Consider the following 21,461-nt stretch of genomic DNA (forward strand, 5'->3'; position numbering starts at 1 on the left):
CCACTCCTGATGGTACACGCCCTCATCCGCTTCGCACTCCGCAACCGCTATTTGGTGCTGTTGACTGCCGCCGCCTTGTTCGGCTGGGGCATCTACTCGGTGCAGCGCAACCCCGTGGACGCCATCCCGGACCTCTCGGAGAACCAAGTGATCGTCTTCACGGAGTGGATGGGGCGCAGCCCGCAGGTGGTGGAGGACCAGGTGACCTATCCCTTGGTGAGCAACCTGCAGGGCATTCCGCATGTGAAGGACATCCGGGCCACATCGATGTTCGGGATGAGCTTCGTGTACGTGGTGTTCGACGACGATGAGGACATTTATGCGGCGCGCACGCGGGTACTGGAGAAGTTGAACTACGCCCAGCGCGCCTTGCCGCCCGGGGTCACGCCGAGCCTCGGCCCCGACGGCACCGGCGTGGGCCACATCTTCTGGTACCATTTGAACGCGCCCGGGATGGATCTCGGCGAGCAGCGCGCCTTGCAGGATTGGTACGTGAAATTCGCGTTGCAAACGGTGCCGGGCGTGGCGGAAGTGGCCTCGTTCGGCGGCTTCGAGAAGCAGTACCAGTTGGTGATCGACCCGCTGAAGCTCCAGTATTACGGCCTGTCCATGAAGGATGTGATGGACAAGGTGAAGGCGAACAACAACGAGGTGGGCGGGCGCAAGTTCGAGATGTCGGACATGGCCTACATCATCCGCGGGCTGGGCTACATCAAGAGCAAGGCGGACATCGAGCGCATTGCGCTTACCGAGCGCAACGGCATCGCGGTGCGCGTCAGCGATGTGGGCACGGTGCAGATGGGCGGCGACCTGCGCCTCGGGATCTTCGACGAGAACGGGGACGGGGAAGTAGTGGGCGGCATCGTGGTGATGCGCTACGGGGCCAATGCCGACCAAGTGATCCAGGATGTAAAAGCGAAGATGAAGGACGTGCAAAAAGGCTTGCCCGAAGGGGTGACCTTCCGCACCTCGTACGACCGGAGCACGTTGATCGACGAGGCGATCGCTTCCGTGAAAGGCACCTTGATCGAGGAGATGATCGCGGTGTCCCTCGTGGTGCTGCTCTTCCTCTTCCATTGGCGCAGCGCGTTGATCATCCTTATTCAGTTACCGATCTCCGTGGCGATCAGTTTCATCCTCCTGCAGGCCTTCGGCATCTCGTCCAACATCATGTCGCTCACGGGAATTGCCTTGGCCATCGGGGTGGTAGTGGACGATGGCATCGTGATGGTGGAGAACGCGTATCGGCATCTTTCCGAGGAACAGTTGAAGAAGATGCCGCTGCCGCAGAAGGTGGCCTTGGGCTGGCGCTCGTGGTTCACGCGCCGGCCGGACCCGCTGGGCGCGGATGAACGGGCCTCCATCATCGAGCGGGCCGCTGTGCAGGTGGGTCCGGGCGTGTTCTATTCCACCATCGTGGTGATCGCGTCCTTCCTGCCGGTCTTCATGCTCACCGGCATGGAAGGCAAGCTCTTCCATCCGCTGGCCTGGACCAAGACCTTCATCCTGCTGGTGGACGCCTTCCTCGCGATCACCCTCACCCCGGTGCTGGTAACGCTGCTGCTACGGGGCCGGATGCGCCCGGAATCCGCCAATCCCATCAACCGCTTTCTGGAGCGGCTCTACACTCCGGTGCTCCGGTGGTGCATGCACTGGCGGCGCACCACGTTGGCGATCAACATCGCGGCGCTGGCCATCGGCGGCTTCATGCTTACCCGCTTGGGCACGGAGTTCATGCCGCCCTTGGATGAAGGTTCTATCCTCTTCATGCCCGTCACCTTGCCGGACATTTCCAACGCGGAGATCAAACGGATCCTACAAACGCAGGACAAGTTGATCACTTCCGTGCCCGAGGTGGACCATGTGCTGGGCAAGGCCGGGCGGGCGAGCACGGCCACGGACAATTCCCCCATCAGCATGATCGAGACGCTGATCATGCTGAAGCCGCGGGACCAGTGGCGGCCGGGCATGCGCAAGGCGGACATCATCGCGGAGCTGAACGCGAAGATGCAGATCCCGGGCGTCACCAACGGATGGACGCAGCCGATCATCAACCGGATCAACATGCTCTCCACTGGCGTGCGCACCGACGTGGGCCTGAAGATCTACGGGCAGCAGTTGGACACCATCTACGCCGTGGCCCAGCGCCTGAAGAAAGCATTGGTCGGCATCGACGGGGTGAAGGACCTCTACGTGGAACCGATCACCGGCGGAAAGTATCTCGACGTCTCCATCAAACGCGACGAGCTGGGCCGCTACGGATTGACGGTGGACGACGTGAACGCCATGGTGGAAACGGCCATCGGGGGCCTGCCCATCACCACCACCATCGAAGGGCGACAGCGGTTCAGCGTCAGCGCGCGCTTCGGGCAGGACTACCGGAACGACCTGCCCGATTTGCGACCGCTGCCCGTGCAGACCATGTCCTTCGGTGCCATACCGCTGGAGGCCGTGGCGGACGTGTCCCTCAGCGATGGCCCTTCGATGATCAACTCGGAAAACGCGATGTTGCGCGGCATGGTGCTGTTCAACGTGCGGGATCGGGACATGGGCAGTACGGTCAACGAGGCGCAGCAGCGGATCGCCGCGCTGCACCAGCCACTGCCCAAGGGCTACTACATGGAGTGGAGCGGGCAATGGCAGAACCAGATCCACGCGAACCGGACGCTCAAGCTCGTGCTCCCGATCGTGCTGATCATCATCGTGCTGGTGCTCTACTTCACCTACCGCTCGGTGAAGGAGGCCCTGCTCACCTTGATCACCGTGCCCTTCGCACTGATCGGCGGGGTGTTCATGGTCTACTTCTACGGCATCAACCTGTCAGTGGCGGTGGCGGTGGGCTTCATCGCGCTCTTCGGCATGGCGGTGGAAACGGCGATGATCATGACGATCTACCTCAACGAGGCGATGCTGGAGCTGGTAAAGAAGAAGGGCAACAGCAGCGACACCATCACCAATGCGGACCTGCGGGAATATGTCTTCGACGGAGCGGCCAAGCGCCTGCGCCCGAAACTGATGACCGTATCGGTGGCGCTCTTCGGCCTCATCCCCATCCTGTGGGCCACCGGCGCGGGCTCGGACGTGATGCTGCCGATCGTGGTACCGTTGATCGGCGGCACGCTCACCTCCTCTATCTACGTGCTCCTGGTAACGCCTATTGTTTTCGAGATGACCAAAGAGCGGGAGCTGAAACGCCACGGAAAGATCGAGATCATCGAAGCGCAATGAACATGGACAAAGCACGATATATCCTCCTCCCGTGGCTGTGCCTCTTCGCATTGCACACCTCCGCCCAGACGATGAGCTTGGGCATGGTGCTGGACAGCATCACCGCGCACCACCCGGCCCTGCTGATGGCGGATGCGGATATCAAGGCCATGGACGCGGAGGCGAAAGGCGCACGCAACTGGATGCCCACGCAGCTCGGTACCGGATTCAACATGACACCCTATGATGCCTCGACCTGGCAAAAAGGAGCCAATGGAATGAATGGCATGGGCAGCTACATGTTCTCCATCCAGCAGATGTTCCCCAAGGCCGGCCAGCTGAATGCGAACGCCGACTACATGGGCCGCTTGGCATCCGTGGGGCGTGAGGACAGCGTGAGCACCTTGGCCGACCTGCGCGCACAGGCCGAAGTCAGCTACAACGCGTGGCTCGTGGGGTTGAAGAAGCTCGAAGTGCTGCGCAAGGACAAGGCCTTGCTGCAAGCGATGGTGGTGAACGCCGAGCAACGATACCGCGACGGCAGTAGCGCCCTCGGGGCCTACTACAAGGCCACCGCCGCCGTGGGCGAGGCCGATCGCATGATCTCCGTGGTCTCCGCCGGGATCGATCAGCAACGGATCGCCTTGAACACCCTGATGGCGCGCGACCCGCTGCTTGTGTTCACCATCGACACCACATACGTCATCCGGGACTATGCCACCCAGCCGTTGGACACCGCGGCGTTCAATGCCGACCGCAGCGACCTGCGCGCGATCGACCGGCGCATCGGCATCGCTGCCGCCCAAGCGGACTTGGCGCGTACGGACCTCAAACCGGACTTCGGCTTGCGCTATGACCACATGATCGGCTTCGGTGGATCCTACGATATGTTCAACCTGATGGCGATGGTGAGCGTGCCGCTGCCGTGGTCCACGCGTTCCGCAAAGGCCCGCGCCACCGGCTTCGAGCTGCGTGGCCAGGCCCTCCGCGAGCAGAAGGTGATGAAACGGAATGAACTGATGGGCGCCGCGCATCAGCTCTTAGCCGAATTGAAGGCCGGTCGCGAGCAGATGGACCTTTATGCGAACGTGATCATCCCCGGGGCGCAGCGCAATCTCGACGCCGTGCGCTTGGGCTATGCGCAACAGACCGATGACCTCTTCACCTACTACGATGCGTGGGAAACCGTCTACTCTGCGGAGTTGGCCCGGCTGGACCGCCTGCTCGAGATCCTGAACGCACAGGCTCGCTTGGAACGCGTGCTGCAGATCAATTCAGCAACCCCATGAGCGTCCGGATCCTGCCTCTGTTGATGCTTTCCGCTCTGCTGTTCGCCGCCTGCGAGGAGCGGAACACTGGCGGGCAGCGCCATGCTCCGGTCCCGCCGGACAGCGTGCTCGCGCCGCTGCTCCGCTCCACGGACGAATACGCATTGAGCCAGCTGCCCACCGTGGAACTGCGGCATGGCACGGAAACCATTTCGCTGAACCTCGAAGGGCTCTTGGCGTGGGACACCCGGGCCGTGGGCTCCATCACCGCACGCGTCAGCGGCCGCATCCAGAAGCTGCACGTCCGGTCCATGTTCGCAAGGGTGACCAAGGGACAGGCCATTGCGGAGATCTACAGTCCCGAGCTGGCCACGGCCCAAGAAAACCTCTTGTTCATCCTGAAGCAGGACCCGGGCAATTCCTCCCTGATCGCGGCGGCACGGAGCAAATTGCTTCTGCTCGGAATGACCGAGGGACAATTGAAGCGGATCACGGACCAGGGCACCATCGACCCCACGGTCACCATCGTCAGTGCGTACTCGGGCCGCGCGATCGATCCCGGCATGGAAATTCCCGGTCCCACAACTTCAACCTCCGGCCTTCAGCCTACGGCGGCGTTGGCATTGAAGGAAGGCGACTACGTGGCGAAAGGTGCAACGCTGATGAGCATCGCAGATGATCGGAAGATCTGGGCCTTGATCAAGATCCCGCCGGCGCAAAGCGATGTGCTCGCTTCCGGCGACAGCATCACGATCGTTACGCCCGCAGGTAGCGGACACAGCGTTAGGGCGCGCATCGGGTCCATCGAGCCGTTCTTCCGCGAAGGGGAATGGAACCTCACAGCGCGCGTGCCGCTGGACAACTCCACACTGGGCCTTCCTGTGGGCATGCCCGTTCATGCCATCGCAAAGCGCAAGGTGAAGGATGCGGATTGGTTGCCGCGACCGGCGGTAGTTTCCCTCGGTACGGAGCAGGTCGTCTTCGTCGCTGCCGACGCGGGCTTTACCGCACGAAGCGTCCAGGTCGGCGTGCGTTCAGACAGCCTCGTGCAAGTCCTCGGCGGCATCAAACCGGCCGAACGCGTGGCCGCCAACGGCCAGTTCCTCATGGACAGCGAAAGCTTCATCCAGACCACACCATGATGCGATACCTGCAGCTCCTCCTCTTCACGGCCCTGCTCTTGGCGGGTTGCCGTTCTTCCACTCCTGAAAAGGCGACGGATCCGGACACCTACTACACCTGTTCGATGGATCCCCAAGTGATCGAACATCAGCCGGGCTTGTGCCCTATCTGCCACATGGAGCTGACCCCGGTTAAGAAGAGCATGGCCGACATGGAAGGACAGGTCCGGCTCAGCAAAGAACAGATCAAGTTGGGCAATATCATCACGGACACCGTTCGCGCGGGCAGCGTGGTGCAGCGTGCGGCGTTCAGTGGCGCGCTCGGCCTGGATCAGGATAAAGTGACGGTTGTCGCGGCCCGTGTCGGAGGCCGCATTGAACGGCTGTACCACAAGAGCATCGGTGAGCATGTGCGGCAAGGGGAGCCGCTGTTCGACATCTACAGCGAGAAGATGAACCTCTCCAAGCGGGAATATCGGACAGCGACGCAAGCGGCTGTTGGCAACAGTACGGATACGCTGGTGCTGCACGCAGCGGCGGAACGGCTGAAGCTCTGGGGCCTGTCGAACGCGCAGATCGCATCGTTGGGCACTGCTGCATCCATCCCGGTGAACACCACCATCCTTTCCCCGTCAAGCGGGATCATCACCGCCCTTGATGTGTTGGAAGGCGGGCAGGTGATGGACGGCGGCGCAGTGGTGGAGATAGTGGACCTCAGTAGCCTCTGGGTGGAAGCGGATGTGCTGTGGAACGGCCCGGTAAACAGCGATGGACATTCCGAGGCGGAGGTCACCTTGCCAGACCGGTCGGGCTACTCTTTCCGAGGGCCGATCGAACTGGTGCGACCGGAAGTGGCCATGGGCTCGCGCCTTACCCGCATCCGCCTGCGTGTACCCAACCCAAAGGGTGATCTAATGCCCGGACTTCCCGCAACGGTCCACTTGCTCGGCAAGACTGTTGACGGCCTCTCCCTGCCCACCGATGCCGTGATCCGCGACGGGAAGGGCGCGACCGTATGGGTGCTTACCTTGCCGGGTACCTACATGAACCGCATGGTGATGACGGGTGTCGAGGCAGGCGGCCGTATCGCCATCACGGACGGGTTGCATGCCGGCGAGGTGGTCGTGGTCACAGGTGCCTACCTCATCAACAGCGAATACATCTTCAAGCACGGCGCGGACCCGATGGCGGGAATGGCGATGTGACAAGCAGCGCTCCAACGAACAAGATCCACGATCCCTCTCGACCGGAATAGAAACACGAAACCAAACCACCAAGCACACCAAAACCCAAAGACGCATGAAGAAGCTTTTACCCCTCGTATTGGGAATGCTGCTGTTCCCCGGACTGCTGCAAGCTCAAGTACCCATCACCATAGACATCCTGACCGATGCCTACGGTTATGAAGGTTATTGGCAATTGGTCCCTGACGGATCCGCTTGCGGTAGCAACACCATCGCATTCGGCGGCAACAGCGCCGTGGGCTGCAACGGTGGCGGCGCGCAGAACCAGACCCCCGGTGGATATGGGAACAACCTGTCGATTACATCAGGTCCGTACGACCTCACCGACGGTGCCACGTACAGTTTGATCGTCGTTGACGATTGGGGCGATGGCGGCATCCACTACAACGTGCGTGCGAACGGTTTTCTCATCGGGGAGTTCGCTGCCACCGGAACGGGTAACACCTTCTCATTCGTGGCGGCACTGCCCGCTGCACTGGACCTCGGCCTCAGCGACCTGAGCAACCCGAAGTACGCCTTCGCGAACCAGCCCATCACTGTTTCGGGGACGCTCCGGAACCGCGGTACAGCTACCATCACCTCGATGGACCTGAACTACACCATCGATGGTGGCACGCCAGTGGTCGCTTCACTCACGGGTCTCAGCATCGCCGCTGGTGATATGTACGCTTTCCAGCACAGTACGCCTTGGACACCGACGCAGACCGGCACCTACGACCTGGACGTGTGGGCCAGCAACCTGAACGGTGCTGCGGACCAAGTACCGGGAAACGACCATGCCATGATGCAGGAGGTGATCAACGAACCGATCCCGAACATCATCGACCAATACTTCTATGGTACGCCCACCTTCACCACCGTGGGCAGCAGCAGCGACCAAGTGAGTTCGCCACGCGACCTCGATTTTCATCAGGACCTCGCTCGCAATGAGCTCTGGGTGATCAACAAGGGCACGGAGAACTCCGGCGGAAGCACTGTCACCTTCTTCGATGCCGGTGAAACGGACATGACCCATGAATACAAGCAGGATGGAAATGCATGGCACTTCATGAGCTTGCCCACGGCCATCGCCATGTCCGACAACGGCAACTTCGCCACCTCGCCCGGCGTCTATGACGCCAATCACGACGGGGGTACACCGTTCACCGGCCCGTCGCTCTGGAGCTCGGACATGAGCATCTATGCTGAACCTTCCGGCGGCAACGGCAGCCACCTCGATATGCTGCACGAAAGCCCTTACAGCCAAGGGATCGCCTCGGAAACGCTGAACCGATTCTGGGTGGTGGACGGCAACCTCGGCGACATCGTCATGTATGATTTCGAGCAGCCTCATGAACCCGGGGGCTCGGACCATTCCGACGCGGTGATCCATCGTTTCAACGCCTTTACCATCACCAAGGACCCGAACAACAATGTGGTGAGCCACTGCGTGCTCGACCACAACACCAACTGGCTGTACGTCGTGGACTTCGGTGGGCACAGGGTGCTGCGCTTGGACATCCACTCCGGCACCGTCGGTGCCCCTCCCACCTTTGGACCGCACGAACCCTTTGCGGAGTACGAGACCATCACCGGGGCTACCTGGGAGCCGGTGATCACCACGGGCCTTGTGCAGCCGGCCGGAATCGAAGTGATCGATGACCGCTTGCTCGTCTCCGACAATGCCACTGGTGACATCCTGATATACGACCTCAACTCTACGCCACCGTTCACGCAGGTGGGCACCATCGCCACGGGAACGCCCGGCATCATGGGCATCAAGGTGGGGCCCGACGGCCGGTTGTGGTATGTGAACACGCCGAACAACGAGGTGGTGCGGATCGATCCGGCCGAGAACGTCGGCATCGCGGAGAACACGCTGCCAACACTTAGCGCCCATCCGAACCCCACGACCGGAATGGTATATCTCGCCGGCCTCTCCGCAGTGGACCGCACCGCGACCTTGGACGTGCTGGACATAACAGGTAGCAGCGTGCTCTCCCTGCCGGTCTCCACTGCCTCCAATGGGATCGACCTCAACGGGCTGGCCAACGGTGTTTACGGGGTTCGCATCCGCGAATACTCCCGCAGCATGGTCCGGATCGTTGTGGAACATTGATCCACGCGGAAAGATCCCGGATGCATATCCTGCGGAGCAACTGCTTGTGCTCGCGTGTTGCGAGCACAAGCAGTTGTCCGAGCTTTGGCGCACCAAACCCCGAACATGGAACTTGTGGATATCGCCCATGATGGCGACTTGAAGATCCTTGGTCAGGACATTCCCTTGGGAACCAGCTGTCGCTTGGACCTGGGTATTGCCAGCCTCTTCACCGATACGCCGGTGGAGGTGCCGATCCTCATTGAGCGCTCGGCCGTTCCCGGCCCCACGGTATTGATCACCGCCGGTATCCATGGCGACGAGGTGAACGGCGTGGAGGTGGTGCGGCAGGTGATCTCTCACGGTGTGAACAAGCCTGCGAAAGGCACGATCATCTGCATCCCGGTGATCAATGTCTTCGGCTTCATAGCCAAGTCCCGGTATTTTCCCGATGGCCGAGACCTCAACCGTGTGTTCCCCGGCATCAAGGGCGGATCGTTAGCCAGCCGGGTGGCCCATCGCTTCACTACGGAAGTGCTGCCTGTCGCTGATCTCTGCATGGATTTCCACACGGGCGGTGCGGACCGTTTCAATGCTGCACAGGTACGTGTGGTACCCGACGATGAGCATGTGAAGGCCCTCGCGGCGATCTTCCATGCGCCCTTCACCCTCTATGACCCATACATCCCCGGCTCTTATCGCGAGACCTGCGGCAAGCTGGGCATCCCGTTGCTGCTGAACGAAAGCGGAATGAGCCTGAACTTGGACAAGGAAATGGCGCGTGAGGCTGTGGAAGGAGTGATCCGTGTATTGAGCTACCTCGGCATGCTGGCCCCGGGCATACGTGTCCCGATGCAGCGCCACCAGAGCATTGTGGTGAAGGAGACCAAATGGGTGCGCGCGGACCGCTCCGGCTTCCTGCATGTAAAAGTGGTGATGCACCAGCACGTGGAAGCGGGTGAAGTGCTCTGCACGATCTCCGACCCGTACGGCTCCCGCAGCGAACCCATGGTAGCACCGAAGTCCGGCTATGTGATCAACATCAGCAAGGCGCCGATGGTCTATCAAGGTGATGCCATTTTCAACTTGGCCGTCCAAACATCGCCGAGTAAATGATCGGGGGAATGTGCCCAACCTCGCTTTAGAGGCCAATTCATCGTAATATTGCGATCTATTCGACCATGGGACTCTCCAAGACCGGGACATTCACTGCAAGCGACAAACGCTTGGCACGCTATGCCAAAGCGCTGGGGCACCCGGCGCGCGTCGCCATCCTTCGGCTGCTCGCCAGCAAACGCAATTGCATCTGCGGCGACATCGTGGACGAGCTGCCACTGGCACAAAGCACGGTGAGCCAGCACTTGAAGGAACTGAAACAAGCCGGGCTGATCCAAGGAACGATCACCGGCACCAGCGTGTGCTATTGCATCGACCCGAAGGAATGGGCCTTGGCGCAACAGACCTTTTGGGAACTGATGCAGAGCTTCCGCGAACCGGACCCGGACTGCTGCTCCACCACGGACTCCTGCAACACCTGGAACGAAACGAGAACACCAACAACATGAGCACCATGAAAAGCGCTGAGGAACTGAAGGAGAACGTGCGCAACACCTACGCCCAAGTGGCTTCACAAAGCAAGGAGGCCAACGCCTCCTCGTGCTGCGGCGCCGGGGATTGCAGCACCGAGGTGTACAACATCATGAGCGACGATTACGCCGGGCTGGAGGGCTACACGGCGGACGCTGACCTCGGTCTGGGCTGTGGCCTGCCCACGGAAACAGCGGGTATCAAAACCGGTGACACCGTGCTGGACCTCGGCAGCGGCGCAGGCAACGACGCCTTCGTGGCGCGCGCAGCCACCGGAGCGGACGGTCGCGTGATCGGTGTGGACTTCACCCCGGAAATGATCGCCAAAGCGAAGGAGAACGCCATGAAACTCGGCTACGCCAATGTCGAGTTCCGCCAAGGTGACATCGAGGACCTACCGCTTTCGGGCAACATGGTGGACGTGGTGGTGAGCAACTGCGTGCTGAACCTCGTGCCCGATAAACGCAAGGCCTTCGCGGAAATGCACCGCGTGTTGCGCGTAGGCGGGCACTTCAGTGTTTCGGACATCGTGCTGACACGCGAGCTTCCTGACGAGCTGCGTCAAGCCGCCGAGCTCTATGCGGGCTGCGTAACGGGCGCTTCGCAAGAAGCGGACTACCTCGGTCTCATCACCGAGGCCGGTTTCACCGATGTGCAAGTGCTGAAGCGCAAGGCCATCACCATACCGGGCGACATCCTCTCGCGCTACCTGTCCGCTGAAGCCGTGGAGAACGTGAAGAACGAAGGATTGGGCATTGAGAGCATCACCGTGCGCGGGGAGAAAACCGCGCAAGGCGCCTGCTGTGGACCTGGCAGCTCATGCTGCTGAGGCAGACCAAAGCACGCTTTTCCAAGCTAAAAGGCGGCATCCGTTGGATGCCGCCTTTTAGCTGATGTTTCCCGCTCGCGCTACATGGGCGCAAGGAAAGCTGGTGACCTACAAGCTCACCACCCGCTCCACGAAACTGCGCTCCGCTGTGCGGATCACCACGATGTAGGTGCCGTTGCCCGGCAGGCGTGTCCCCCATGTTCGTTCGTTCGTGCCTTTGCGTTCGGTGACCTTGCGTCCGCCGGCATCATAGACCTCGATGGCCGTGACACGCCCGTCGATGCCAGTGATGTTCAACATCCCGTTCCGCACCGGATTCGGGAACACATGCACGCCCAGCTCCCGCAGGTCGTCGATGCCCACGGTCATGTCCGTTTGCGTGGCGCGGCGGACCATGACCGGGGTGTTGTCGGCCGCTTGGAACATGCCTTGAAAAAGGTCGATCTCCGGGCTGGTATGCAAGAACATCTCCTGCATGAAGCGCGGCGGTGCCGTTTGGTACCAGACCTTGGCGGTGATGTTGATCAAGCTTGTGTTGCCGCCCATGGGCACATGGTAATGGACCACGTCCGTACCGCTTCCCTCCACGCCGATCTCATCATGGTTGAAATCAAGGTCCGCGGCGGCCCCGCCTACGATCTGTGTGGTGTCATACGTGGTGTGGGTCACGCTGAAACCTGCCGGTGCGAGCCGGTTGTCCTTCAACGGCTGCTTGGCCCGTTCGAGCACCGTGGTCATGTCACCGTTCACATCGCCCATCACCATTTCATAGATCTGTACCTGATCCGCCGAGGTAATGACGTTATAGTGCGGCTCCCAGATCGGGTCATGGCCCACAATGTCGTGATCCGCGGAGGGCTCACCGTTGATGTACAGGGTATCACCGCCCGCATTGGTCACCAACAACTCCACCCACGCACGCCGTGAGGGGTAGCCGCTGGGGAATTTGTGACCGGCGAGGTTGGTGAGCTTGACATCGATGAACGCGGTATCAGCATCACGCCATGGCACGCTGGTCTCCACCATCAGGGTGTGCTGCTGCAGCATGCGCTCCGCCCGTGCGATGGAGGTGTCGAACTGGGCCTGTGAAGCGGTCACTTGCAGGGTGTCGCCATTGTCCTTCAGCATGGTTAGCATGAAGGTGTTGGCACCGGAGAAGTGATGCTGGCCGAACGGGGATTTAGGCTGGAGAAAGACATAGTTGGCGGAGAGCACCACTCCGACGGTATCATCCAGCAAGGGAACATGGCAGCCTTGGCAAGTGATGCCCGTGGCAGGGTGTTCCTCATTGTTGAACTCGGAGTTGAGCCATTCGTGGTAGGTGGCCTGTTCCACGAACTCATCGCCGGTGAGGTTCCCATCGAGGTCGACCGTCCCCGTAAGGAGCGAATGGCAACCGGCGCAAAGGCCCGCATCGAGGATCTGGGCGCCGTATCTCGGGGAATAGTGAACGAAATCCTGCATGGGGAAGGGGAAAATATCCTCATCGGCGTACGGCCCGTAGATGGGCCTCCCGGCGGTATCGAGCTGAAGGTTACCGGAAAAGAAATTGCCGATGCCTTCTTCCTTCTGCATGTGACAAGGCACGCAGCTCACCCCGTCGCGCGCGATGTCGTCCTGTTCCAAATACGCGATGGAGTAAGGCCCTTGGCCCGTGAAATGATGTTCGAAGTTCCCCATTGGGGCATGGCAGGTGGTGCACTTGTCCTCCAACTCCACTTGGTGGGCGGGGTCGACGAGCACCTCGTGGCTCACCTTGGCCCGCCAGAAGGGGTCCCGGGCGGAATTGGCCATCATGCTGCTGCGCCAAGCGTCCGACACGTTCACATCCCTACCGTCGGCGCTCACCATCGCATACTCCGACGGGTCGTGACCGTGGCAGCCATTGCAGTGGCCACTTCCCGCGAAAAAGGTGTTCGCGTTCGAGTCCAGTGGCAAGCCGTTGACACTGCGGAACGATGAGATCTCTCTGGCGGTGTGGTATGCCGCACGGGCCTCAGGCACTTGCCCTTGGGACCAGGCTACCGAAAGTGCCACGGCCCCGGCGATGGCGGCCAATACCAACGACTTCGTGACCAACGAGTATTTACTTTTCATGTCGGAACGCTTATGGAACGTCCGCAAGATAGGTGTGTGGCAGGATAAAAAACCACCCCCACGCCCTGTCAGCTACCGCGCTGGGCGCCCTTGTGCATCGGCTTGGCCTTTGCTTTGGAGGCTCCGCCAGCTTTGGGTGCCGAGGATCTTTTTGCCGCAGATGCCTTTTTCTTGGGCGCGCCCTTCGCACCGGCGGGTTTCGCCTTCTTGTCTTCCTTGGCCTCATTCTCGGCTTCGGCCTTCTTCTTCTTCTTGTCCACCTCGAAGAGGCCTGCGGCCACCATCATCTGGTACCACATGAAGAATTTCCGCACGTCGCTGGAATAGATCCGGTCGCGGTCATAGTTCGGCAAGGCTTCGCCCAGTTTGTCATACAGTGCTTCCAGATCCCCCTTAGGGTCCACTGAGAGCTTGCCCTTCTCCATACCGTGCAGCTTCTCCAGCACGGTTGAGAGCAGGACGTCATCTCCCTTGGTGTACATGCTCACCTCGTCCAAGGAGCTCACGCGCACGCTGGAGTGGACAGGGATCCGCTTTTTATCGGTAAGCGATTCCGCGATCAAGGCTTGGCGGCCTTGGGCCACTACCCGGTACAACCCGGATTTGCCGGTAATGGAAATGATCTTTGAGAGGTCCATGAACAGGGATTACAGGCACAAACATAGGGATGCCCCGGCTGGATCGTCCTTGTTCCGGGACATTTCCTGTTCCATTCCGCGCTGACACCCCATTTTATTGCCCTCTGAACGTTCTGCCGGGCTGAGGATGACAGACCGATGGAGGTCACGGACACCTCAAGTCTTTTGTTTGCGCTTGCGGGCCGCCGGGAAGAGGATGTTGTTCAAGATGAGGCGATAACCCGGTGAGTTCGGGAACAGGCTCAGGTCCGTGGGGGGGTCGCCTACCATGTGTTGATAGTCCTCGGGGTCGTGGCCTCCATAAAAGGTCCATTGCCCCAAGCCAAATTCACCGTGTACGTATTTCACCGTGCCTTGCGGCTTGTTCTCGCCCATGATGGTGATATTCGGCTTTACGAACTGCTTGCGGAAGGCGGTGGTCTGGCCCATGAAGCCATGTATCACCTGCTCGTGGTCCTGGCAGAGCATGGTGGGCACCACGTCCCATTTGGCGCTGAAGTCGAAGAGTGTGAAGAAGTCCCGTGTCTCCCCGATGGAGTTGTGGATGTCCGTGGCGTCTATGTCGCTGAACTCATACACCATGGGGTCGGTGATGATGTGGAAATCCTTGAAGGCAAAAGTGTTCGAGAAGTCGAGCTTCTGCTGGGCCTGCGGGTCTGGTGGATCGCCATCGAAGGGCGTGTCACAGATGTCCACTCCTTCGGCCGCCAATGCGATGTCGTAGCTGTCCGTGCCACTGCACATGGTGAAGAGATATCCGCCACCTGCCACGTAGTCGCGGATCTTGGCAGCCACGGCGCCTTTCATCCGGCTCACCTTCGCGTAGCCCATTTCCTTGGCCATGGACTCGGCCTCCTTGACCTGATCGAGGTACCAGGGGGCATTGCGGAACATGCGGTAGAATTTGCCGTATTGCCCGGTGAAGTCCTCGTGGTGGAGGTGCAACCAGTCATACTTGGGCAGTACGCCGTCCAACACTTGCCTGTCGTAGATCTTCTCGTAAGGGATCTCCGCGTAGGTCATCACCAAGGCCACGGCATCATCCCAAGGTTGGAATCCGTCCGGAGCATAGACGGCGATCTTGGGGGCCTTTTCCAGCTTCACCACCTCCATATTGGCCTCCGCATCACCGATCTCGGTAAGAATGGCGGTGGCCTGTGCGTCGGCGATCACATTGAAGGATACTCCGCGGACGGTGCATTCCTGCTCCACCTCGGGTATCCTGTCCAGCATGAAGCTGCCGCTGCGGTAGTTCAACAACCAGTCCACGGTCAAGTCGCGCTGAAGGGCCCAATACACGATCCCGTATGCCTTCAGATGGTCCGTCTGGCTTTTGTCCATGGGGATCAGAAGCTTCGCCGCCGAGGCGGAAAGCGTGCATACCAGCACCAACAAGGTGACGATCAGCGTGCGAAAGATCCGCGCCACGGGGCCACGGTCAGAAGGGGGCATCCAGATCCGTGTCATCGTTCATCCGGCTGGGCCGCGTGATGGTCTGCATGCTTTCCGGGGCCATGCTGCCCGCAAAGTTCATGTCACCCGTCTCGAGGTCCGCGAATTTGGCCAGTTCGGAGATGAAACGCAGGCGGACGTTGTCAATTGCCCCGTTCCTGTGCTTGGCCACGATCAGCTCGCCCATGCCCAACGTGCTGCCGTGCTCGTCCTCGTAGATCTTGTAGTACTCCGGTCGATAGAGGAAGCAGACCAGGTCGGCGTCCTGCTCAATGGCGCCGGATTCGCGGAGGTCGCTCAGCATGGGGCGTTTATCGCCACCGCGGGTCTCCACGGCGCGGCTTAGCTGGCTCAGCGCAATGATGGGCACATCGAGTTCCTTGGCGATGCTCTTGATGGAGCGCGAGATGTTGCTGATCTCCTGTTCCCTATTGCCTCCACGGTTCCCTTCGGTTCCGGAGGTCATCAGTTGCAGGTAGTCGATGACGATGAGTTGCACGTCGTGCTGGCTTTTGAGGCGGCGGCACTTGGCGCGCAGCTCGAAGATGTTGAGCGCCGGGGTGTCGTCGATGAACATCGGTGCATTGGTGAGCCGGGCGATGTGCTGGTGCAGGACAGTGAACTCCGCATCGGTGAGCTCGCCTTTGCGCAGCTTTTCGGAACTGATACCGGATTCACTGGCGATCAAACGCGTGACGAGCTGGGTGCTGCTCATTTCCAGACTGAACACGGCCACGGGCTTCTTGTGCTCTACGGCGATGTTGCGGGCCATGCTCAGCACGAACGCCGTTTTCCCCATGGCCGGCCTAGCTGCCACGATGATCATGTCGCTGCGTTGCCAGCCCGCGGTGAGCTTGTCCAACTGGGTGAAGCCGGTGGGCACGCCGCTCATGCCGCCCCCTTTGTTCTTGGTGTTCTCGATCTGCGCGATGGCGCCCTGGATCAGGTCGCTCATCGGTTCGTAGTTGCGCCTGAGGTTGCCGCTGGTGACGGCGAACATCTCCTGCTCGCTCTTGTCCAACAGCTCGAAGACGTCGGTACTGTCATCGTAAGCGTCGCGCATGGTGTCTGCGCTGATGCGGATCAGCTCGCGGAGGATGTGCTTCTGGCTGATGATGCGTGCATGGAACTGCACGTTGGCACTGCTGGCGACCTTATTGGTGAGCTGGCTGATGTAAAAAGCACCGCCCACTATGTCCAGTTCGGCGCGCTTCTTCAGCTCCTGCGTCACGGTGAGGATGTCGATGGCCTGGTCGGTGCGGAAGAGGTTCTGGATGGCGTCGAAGATCCGGCGGTGAGCGTCCACATAGAAGCTCTCGGGGCGGAGGATGTCGATGGCCTCGTTCACCGCGTTCTTCTCCAGCATCATCGCGCCCAGTACGGCCTGCTCCAGCTCCGGCGCCTGCGGTGGAAGCTTGCCCGCCTCCATGGCGGTATCGATCAATGAGGCCGCAGGGCGGCGCTTCCGGTCCATGGTACGGGTGCCGGAGGAAGAAGAGGAGAAGTCGTTCATAAGGATGATCGGCGCAAGGAAAAAAGGGACACCGGTCGGGTGGGTCAAAAGTAACCCGCACAAGGTGGTGGTCAGGGTCGCGCCCCGACCTTCTTTGCCCAGCGTATCAACAAGCCGCCTTCCAATGGTTGTTAGTACATGAGATAACCTGCGCCCATCGTTACTTTGTGATGATGCGTTATCAACATGTCCTCCTTCTATGCGCCCTTTCCGGGGTAGTTCTCAACGGTTGCAAGAAGGACCGGGAGAACGAAGCACCGCACATCACCATCACCTCCCCTGCCGACGGCTTCTCGCTCACCGTGCCGGACACGCTGGTGGTGACGGTGCAGGCCAGCGATGATATCGCCTTGGAGCAGATCTCCGTCTCACTGTTGGACCAGAACAACATTCCCGTGGTGGATGCCGTGGGCACATCGGTGTCCGGGACTTCGGCGACGGTGACGCTCGGGCTGCCCATACTTTCCGAACAGCTCGAAAGCGGCGACTACAAGCTGTTTGCCACCGCCTCGGACGGATCGCTCAGCGGCAAGGATGTGCGGACGCTCCACGTCACTGCCGTCCCCTTGCGGTTGCGTGCGCTGTTCACCGTTACCGCTCCAAGCGCCGGCACCGTGGCCTTGTACAAGACGGACAGCTTGGGGCAGACCGCTCTGGCAACCTCATGGCCCATGGACCTCGGCGGTACGGCCATCAGTTCCGCGGCCCAACGGCTCTGTGTTGCCGGTGGCTCCAGCGGGGACCTCCGCGTCTTTTCACCGGACAACCCGGGCATCATCTGGCAGCGCCCCAACCTCAGCTCGATCGGTGCGCCTTGGTTCACCAGTGTGGACCTCTGCGCGGATGGTCGCTTCTATGTCGGGCAAGATGATGGCACCCTGCGCGGCTTCACGGCCAGCAACGGCACGGGCACAATGAACGCGGCGCTTCCGGCGCAGTTCCGGGTGGAACAGTCCATCACAAGCGGTGAGCTCGTCGTGACCACCGAGCGGCACTTCGTGACCCAGGAACAACGGGTGGGCACTTATTTCAAGGCCTCGGGATCACTGGTTTCCTCCCAACCCTTGGGCCTAACACCTGTCCGGGTCTTTGAGCGCATCGCGGACTTTGTTCTGATCTTCGGCAACCAAGGCGGTCAAGGTCATGTCTTGGATCGGAACCTGCCCGGCGGCGGTGGATGGGAGCCGTACACATGGCCAAGCACCATCACGGCGGTGGAACAGATCGGCAGCGGCACTTGGCTGGTGGCCTTAGCGAACGGCGATCTGCAGCGCTTCACATACTCCGATGCGGGATCCCTGAGCATCGGCACCACGCCCGTGTTAAGCACTTTGGTGAAAGACAAGGTGAGCGGCGCGATCTACGGCGGGGCCGATGGCCACGTGCTCATCCTTGATCCCTCGAACGGCGCCATTCTCGGCGACTTTCCCGTGGGCGGCCAAGTGCTGAAGGTCTTGCCCCTGTTCAACCGGTGATCGGTTACAACGCTCGGACTCCCGACTCAAGACTCCCGGACCCGGGACTATCGGCTACCCCTTCTTCACCACGCCCATCTTACAGAACTTGGCGATCCGCTTCTCCACGCGCTTCTCGGGATCCAGCTTGGTCAGCTTTTCCAACTGTTTTGCCACCTCCGCTTTCACCATGCGGCAGGCTTCCTCCGGATCGGCATGGGCGCCGCCCACGGGTTCGGGGATCACGCCGTCCACCAAACCGTTCTTGAACATGTCCGTGGCGGTAAGCTTCAGGGCTTCGGCGGCCTGCTCCTTATAGTCCCACGTGCGCCACAGGATCGTGGAGCAGTTTTCCGGTGAGATCACGGAATACCAGGAGTTCTCCAGCATGAGCACCTTGTCGCCGATGCCGATGCCGAGCGCGCCGCCCGATGCCCCTTCGCCGATGATCACGCAGATGATGGGCACCTTCAGCTGGCACATCTCCAGCAGGTTCCTCGCAATGGCCTCTCCTTGCCCGCGCTCCTCCGCCTCCAAGCCTGGAAAGGCACCGGGCGTATCGATCAACGTCACTACCGGCTTATTGAATTTCTCAGCAAGTTTCATCAACCTCAGCGCCTTCCGGTAACCTTCCGGGTTCGGCATGCCGAAGTTGCGGAATTGGCGCATCTTGGTGTTCACGCCCTTCTGCTGGCCGATGAACATCACCGTCTTTCCGTCCATCAGGCCAAAGCCGCCCACCATGGCCTTGTCATCCTTCACGGTACGGTCCCCATGGAGCTCGATGAAGCTGCCGTCGCTGAGGTAGTTGATGTACCGCATGGTATACGGCCGGTCGGGATGGCGGCTGACCTGCACGCGTTGCCACGGTGTGAGCTTGCCGTACACCTCTTTCCGTGCGGCGACGAGCTTCTTGTTGAGGTCCTTCAACGTGGCCTTGATGTCCACCTCGCCGTCCGAGGCCACCTCGTTCAGCTTCTCGATCTGCTCCACGATGGTCTGGATCGGGCTCTCGAATTCAAGGAAGGTGCTCATGGGGAAAGATTAGCGAACGGGCGAAGGTAGAGCGGTCATTGAAAACACATCGGCCGCGGCCCGGAACCATCCAATGCGCCGCTCGTCCATCGGGCAGGCCCGGTCACGCCTATTTTCGCGGCATGTCCCCCCACGAGTTTATCGTTCTCGGCGTCATCGTGGCGGCCGTAATCCTGTTCATCAGCGAGTGGATCGGCATCGACTTGATCGCGTTGATGATCGTGGCGGTGCTGGTGCTCACTGGCGTGATCACGCCTCAGCAGGGCCTGGCCGGTTTCAGCGATCCGGCCACGCTTACCGTTGGCTTCATGTTCGTACTGAGCGCCGCGATACTTCGCTCCGGCATATTGCGCACATTGGCCCCCCGGCTGTCGGTGCAGATGCGGCGCAACGAGGTTATGGGCATGCTGATCCTGATGGTCGCCACGGCCTTTCTCTCGGCCTTCCTGAACAACACGCCCATCGTGGCGGTGTTCATCCCCATCGTGGTGCAGGCCGCACGTTCCGCGGGCCTCAGCGCCTCACGGATGCTCATCCCGCTGTCCTTCGCCACCATCATGGGCGGCACCACCACGCTCATCGGCACTTCCACCAACATCCTTGTCAGCGGCATTGCCGTGGATCATGGTCTGGCCCCTTTCACCATGTTCCAAATGGCCCCGTTGGGGATCGTGCTGACCGTCGCCGGCATTGCCTACATGCTGCTTTTCGGCAGGCGCTTGCTGCGGAAGGAGCGCGACCCCACCGGGCTCAAGGAGCGGTTCGGCGTAAAGGACTATGTCACCGAGATCGAACTGTTGCCAGGGGCTCCCTCGATCGGTGAACGGATCATGGACTCCCGCTTGGTGAAGGAGCTGCACACGGACATTATTGAGATCCGGCGCGGCGAGGAGATCTTCACGCTCCCGGCCGGCGACATGGTGCTACAGGCTCGTGACATGCTAAAAGTCCGCTGCGAGGCCGCCCATGCCAGGGAACTGAACGCCGACCGGCATATCCGGATCCATCCCGCCACGAGCAAGGCCTCCGACATGGGGAGCGAAAATGCCGAGGCGGGACAGCACGGGACCAAGTTGGTGGAATTGGTGATCACCGGCAATTCGCCGTTGGACGGCAAGACCATCGGCGAGGCGGATCTCATGCGCATCTACCGCGCCGTACCATTGGCAGTACGGAAGCGGGAAGAGGTGATCAATCAGCGCATGGTGGACATCGTGCTGCGGCCCGGCGACGTGATCTTGGCGGAAGTGCGCAGCCACTACGTGGAACGGCTGCGTGCCTTGGACCGCACACCCGAAAGCCCCTTCGCCATTTTGGACGAGCAGGAAGGCACGGTCGGTTTTGACAAGCGCAGTGCGATCATCACGGGCCTGGTTCTGCTCGGGGTGGTGCTCAGCTCCGCGTTCGCCCTGCTGCCCATCGTGGTGAGCACCTTGGTGGGCGTCTGCTTGATCGTGCTCACCCGTTGCATCCCCATGGAGGAGATCTATGACGCGATCGATTGGAAGATCATTTTCCTCATGGCCGGCGCGCTCAGCCTTGGCCTCGCGATGACCGAGACCGGTCTGGCCGCAAGGGTCGCGCATGGGCTGGTCCATCTGCTGGGCGCATGGGGACCGTTGGCCGTTCTGGCCGGGATCTTCACCTGCACGGTGATGCTCACCGAGGTCATGTCGAATACGGCGACCGCCGCGCTGCTGGCACCCATCGCGATCTCCACGGCGGCGGCCTTGGGGGTGAGCCCGCTGCCCTTCCTCATGGCCGTCACCTTCGCGGCCTCGGCCAGCTTCATGACCCCTGTCGGCTACCAGACCAACACCATGGTGTACAGCGCGGGCCGTTACAAATTTCTTGATTTCACGCGGGTGGGAGCGCCTATCACCTTCTTGTTCTTCATCCTGGCGATGCTGCTTATCCCGGTGTTCTACCCGTTCTAAAC

15 protein-coding genes are annotated in these 21,461 nt (G+C 60.8%); 10 read left to right on the forward strand and 5 right to left on the reverse strand.

Annotated features, from left to right (window positions below; all coding sequences use genetic code 11):
• Positions 1-9 precede the first annotated feature (9 nt).
• The 8 genes from IPP95_06895 (at position 10) to IPP95_06930 (ending at position 11,333) form a co-directional block, all read left to right on the forward strand.
• Positions 10-3,228 carry an efflux RND transporter permease subunit gene (locus IPP95_06895; GenBank protein ID QQS73927.1) on the forward strand — a complete coding sequence of 1,073 codons (3,219 nt, stop codon included), beginning with the start codon at positions 10-12 and terminating at the stop codon, positions 3,226-3,228.
• Positions 3,229-3,230: 2 nt separating this feature from the next.
• Positions 3,231-4,496 (forward strand): TolC family protein, encoded by a 1,266-nt coding sequence (locus IPP95_06900; GenBank protein ID QQS73928.1) that lies wholly within the window; start codon positions 3,231-3,233, stop codon positions 4,494-4,496.
• Positions 4,493-5,617: an efflux RND transporter periplasmic adaptor subunit gene (locus IPP95_06905; protein ID QQS73929.1), complete on the forward strand. Its 1,125-nt coding sequence runs from the start codon at positions 4,493-4,495 to the stop codon at positions 5,615-5,617. Before IPP95_06900 ends, IPP95_06905 begins: the two co-directional genes overlap by 4 nt.
• Positions 5,614-6,801: an efflux RND transporter periplasmic adaptor subunit gene (locus IPP95_06910; protein ID QQS73930.1), complete on the forward strand. Its 1,188-nt coding sequence runs from the start codon at positions 5,614-5,616 to the stop codon at positions 6,799-6,801. Before IPP95_06905 ends, IPP95_06910 begins: the two co-directional genes overlap by 4 nt.
• 94 nt (positions 6,802-6,895) lie before the next feature.
• On the forward strand, positions 6,896-8,938 hold the full coding sequence (locus IPP95_06915) for a T9SS type A sorting domain-containing protein (GenBank protein ID QQS73931.1): 2,043 nt from the start codon (positions 6,896-6,898) through the stop codon (positions 8,936-8,938).
• Between the two features lie 105 nt (positions 8,939-9,043).
• A complete protein-coding gene (locus IPP95_06920; GenBank protein QQS73932.1) occupies positions 9,044-10,033 on the forward strand; it encodes a succinylglutamate desuccinylase/aspartoacylase family protein in 990 nt (329 codons plus the stop codon).
• A 65-nt stretch (positions 10,034-10,098) separates the two neighbouring features.
• Positions 10,099-10,482, forward strand: a complete 384-nt coding sequence (locus IPP95_06925; protein ID QQS73933.1) for a winged helix-turn-helix transcriptional regulator — start codon at positions 10,099-10,101, stop codon at positions 10,480-10,482.
• Positions 10,483-10,487: 5 nt separating this feature from the next.
• The gene (locus IPP95_06930; GenBank protein QQS74217.1) at positions 10,488-11,333 is read left to right on the forward strand and encodes an arsenite methyltransferase; all 846 of its coding nucleotides are present in this window, start codon (positions 10,488-10,490) and stop codon (positions 11,331-11,333) included.
• 108 nt (positions 11,334-11,441) lie between these two features.
• On the opposite strand, the gene IPP95_06935 is transcribed toward IPP95_06930, so the two are convergent.
• The 4 genes from IPP95_06935 to dnaB all read right to left on the reverse strand — a co-directional run bounded on the left by IPP95_06935 (position 11,442) and on the right by dnaB (position 17,033).
• Positions 11,442-13,430 (reverse strand): T9SS type A sorting domain-containing protein, encoded by a 1,989-nt coding sequence (locus IPP95_06935; protein QQS73934.1) that lies wholly within the window; start codon positions 13,428-13,430, stop codon positions 11,442-11,444.
• 68 nt (positions 13,431-13,498) lie between these two features.
• Positions 13,499-14,068, reverse strand: coding sequence for a DUF5606 domain-containing protein (locus tag IPP95_06940; GenBank protein QQS73935.1), 570 nt, complete (start codon positions 14,066-14,068; stop codon positions 13,499-13,501).
• Between the two features lie 156 nt (positions 14,069-14,224).
• Positions 14,225-15,487 carry an asparagine synthetase B gene (locus tag IPP95_06945; protein ID QQS74218.1) on the reverse strand — a complete coding sequence of 421 codons (1,263 nt, stop codon included), beginning with the start codon at positions 15,485-15,487 and terminating at the stop codon, positions 14,225-14,227.
• A 19-nt stretch (positions 15,488-15,506) separates the two neighbouring features.
• Entirely contained in the window at positions 15,507-17,033 is a 1,527-nt protein-coding gene (gene dnaB / locus IPP95_06950; GenBank protein ID QQS73936.1) for a replicative DNA helicase, read from the reverse strand.
• A 170-nt stretch (positions 17,034-17,203) separates the two neighbouring features.
• Between dnaB and IPP95_06955 the strand changes: the two genes are divergently transcribed.
• On the forward strand, positions 17,204-18,508 hold the full coding sequence (locus IPP95_06955) for a hypothetical protein (protein ID QQS73937.1): 1,305 nt from the start codon (positions 17,204-17,206) through the stop codon (positions 18,506-18,508).
• A 54-nt stretch (positions 18,509-18,562) separates the two neighbouring features.
• Here IPP95_06955 and IPP95_06960 read toward each other — a convergent pair whose 3' ends face one another.
• Positions 18,563-19,522: an acetyl-CoA carboxylase carboxyltransferase subunit alpha gene (locus IPP95_06960; GenBank protein ID QQS73938.1), complete on the reverse strand. Its 960-nt coding sequence runs from the start codon at positions 19,520-19,522 to the stop codon at positions 18,563-18,565.
• Between the two features lie 122 nt (positions 19,523-19,644).
• Between IPP95_06960 and IPP95_06965 the strand changes: the two genes are divergently transcribed.
• On the forward strand, positions 19,645-21,459 hold the full coding sequence (locus IPP95_06965; GenBank protein QQS73939.1) for an SLC13 family permease: 1,815 nt from the start codon (positions 19,645-19,647) through the stop codon (positions 21,457-21,459).
• Positions 21,460-21,461 lie beyond the last annotated feature (2 nt).

Source organism: Flavobacteriales bacterium (genome assembly GCA_016700415.1).
Lineage (GTDB): Bacteria > Bacteroidota > Bacteroidia > Flavobacteriales_F > PHOS-HE28 > PHOS-HE28.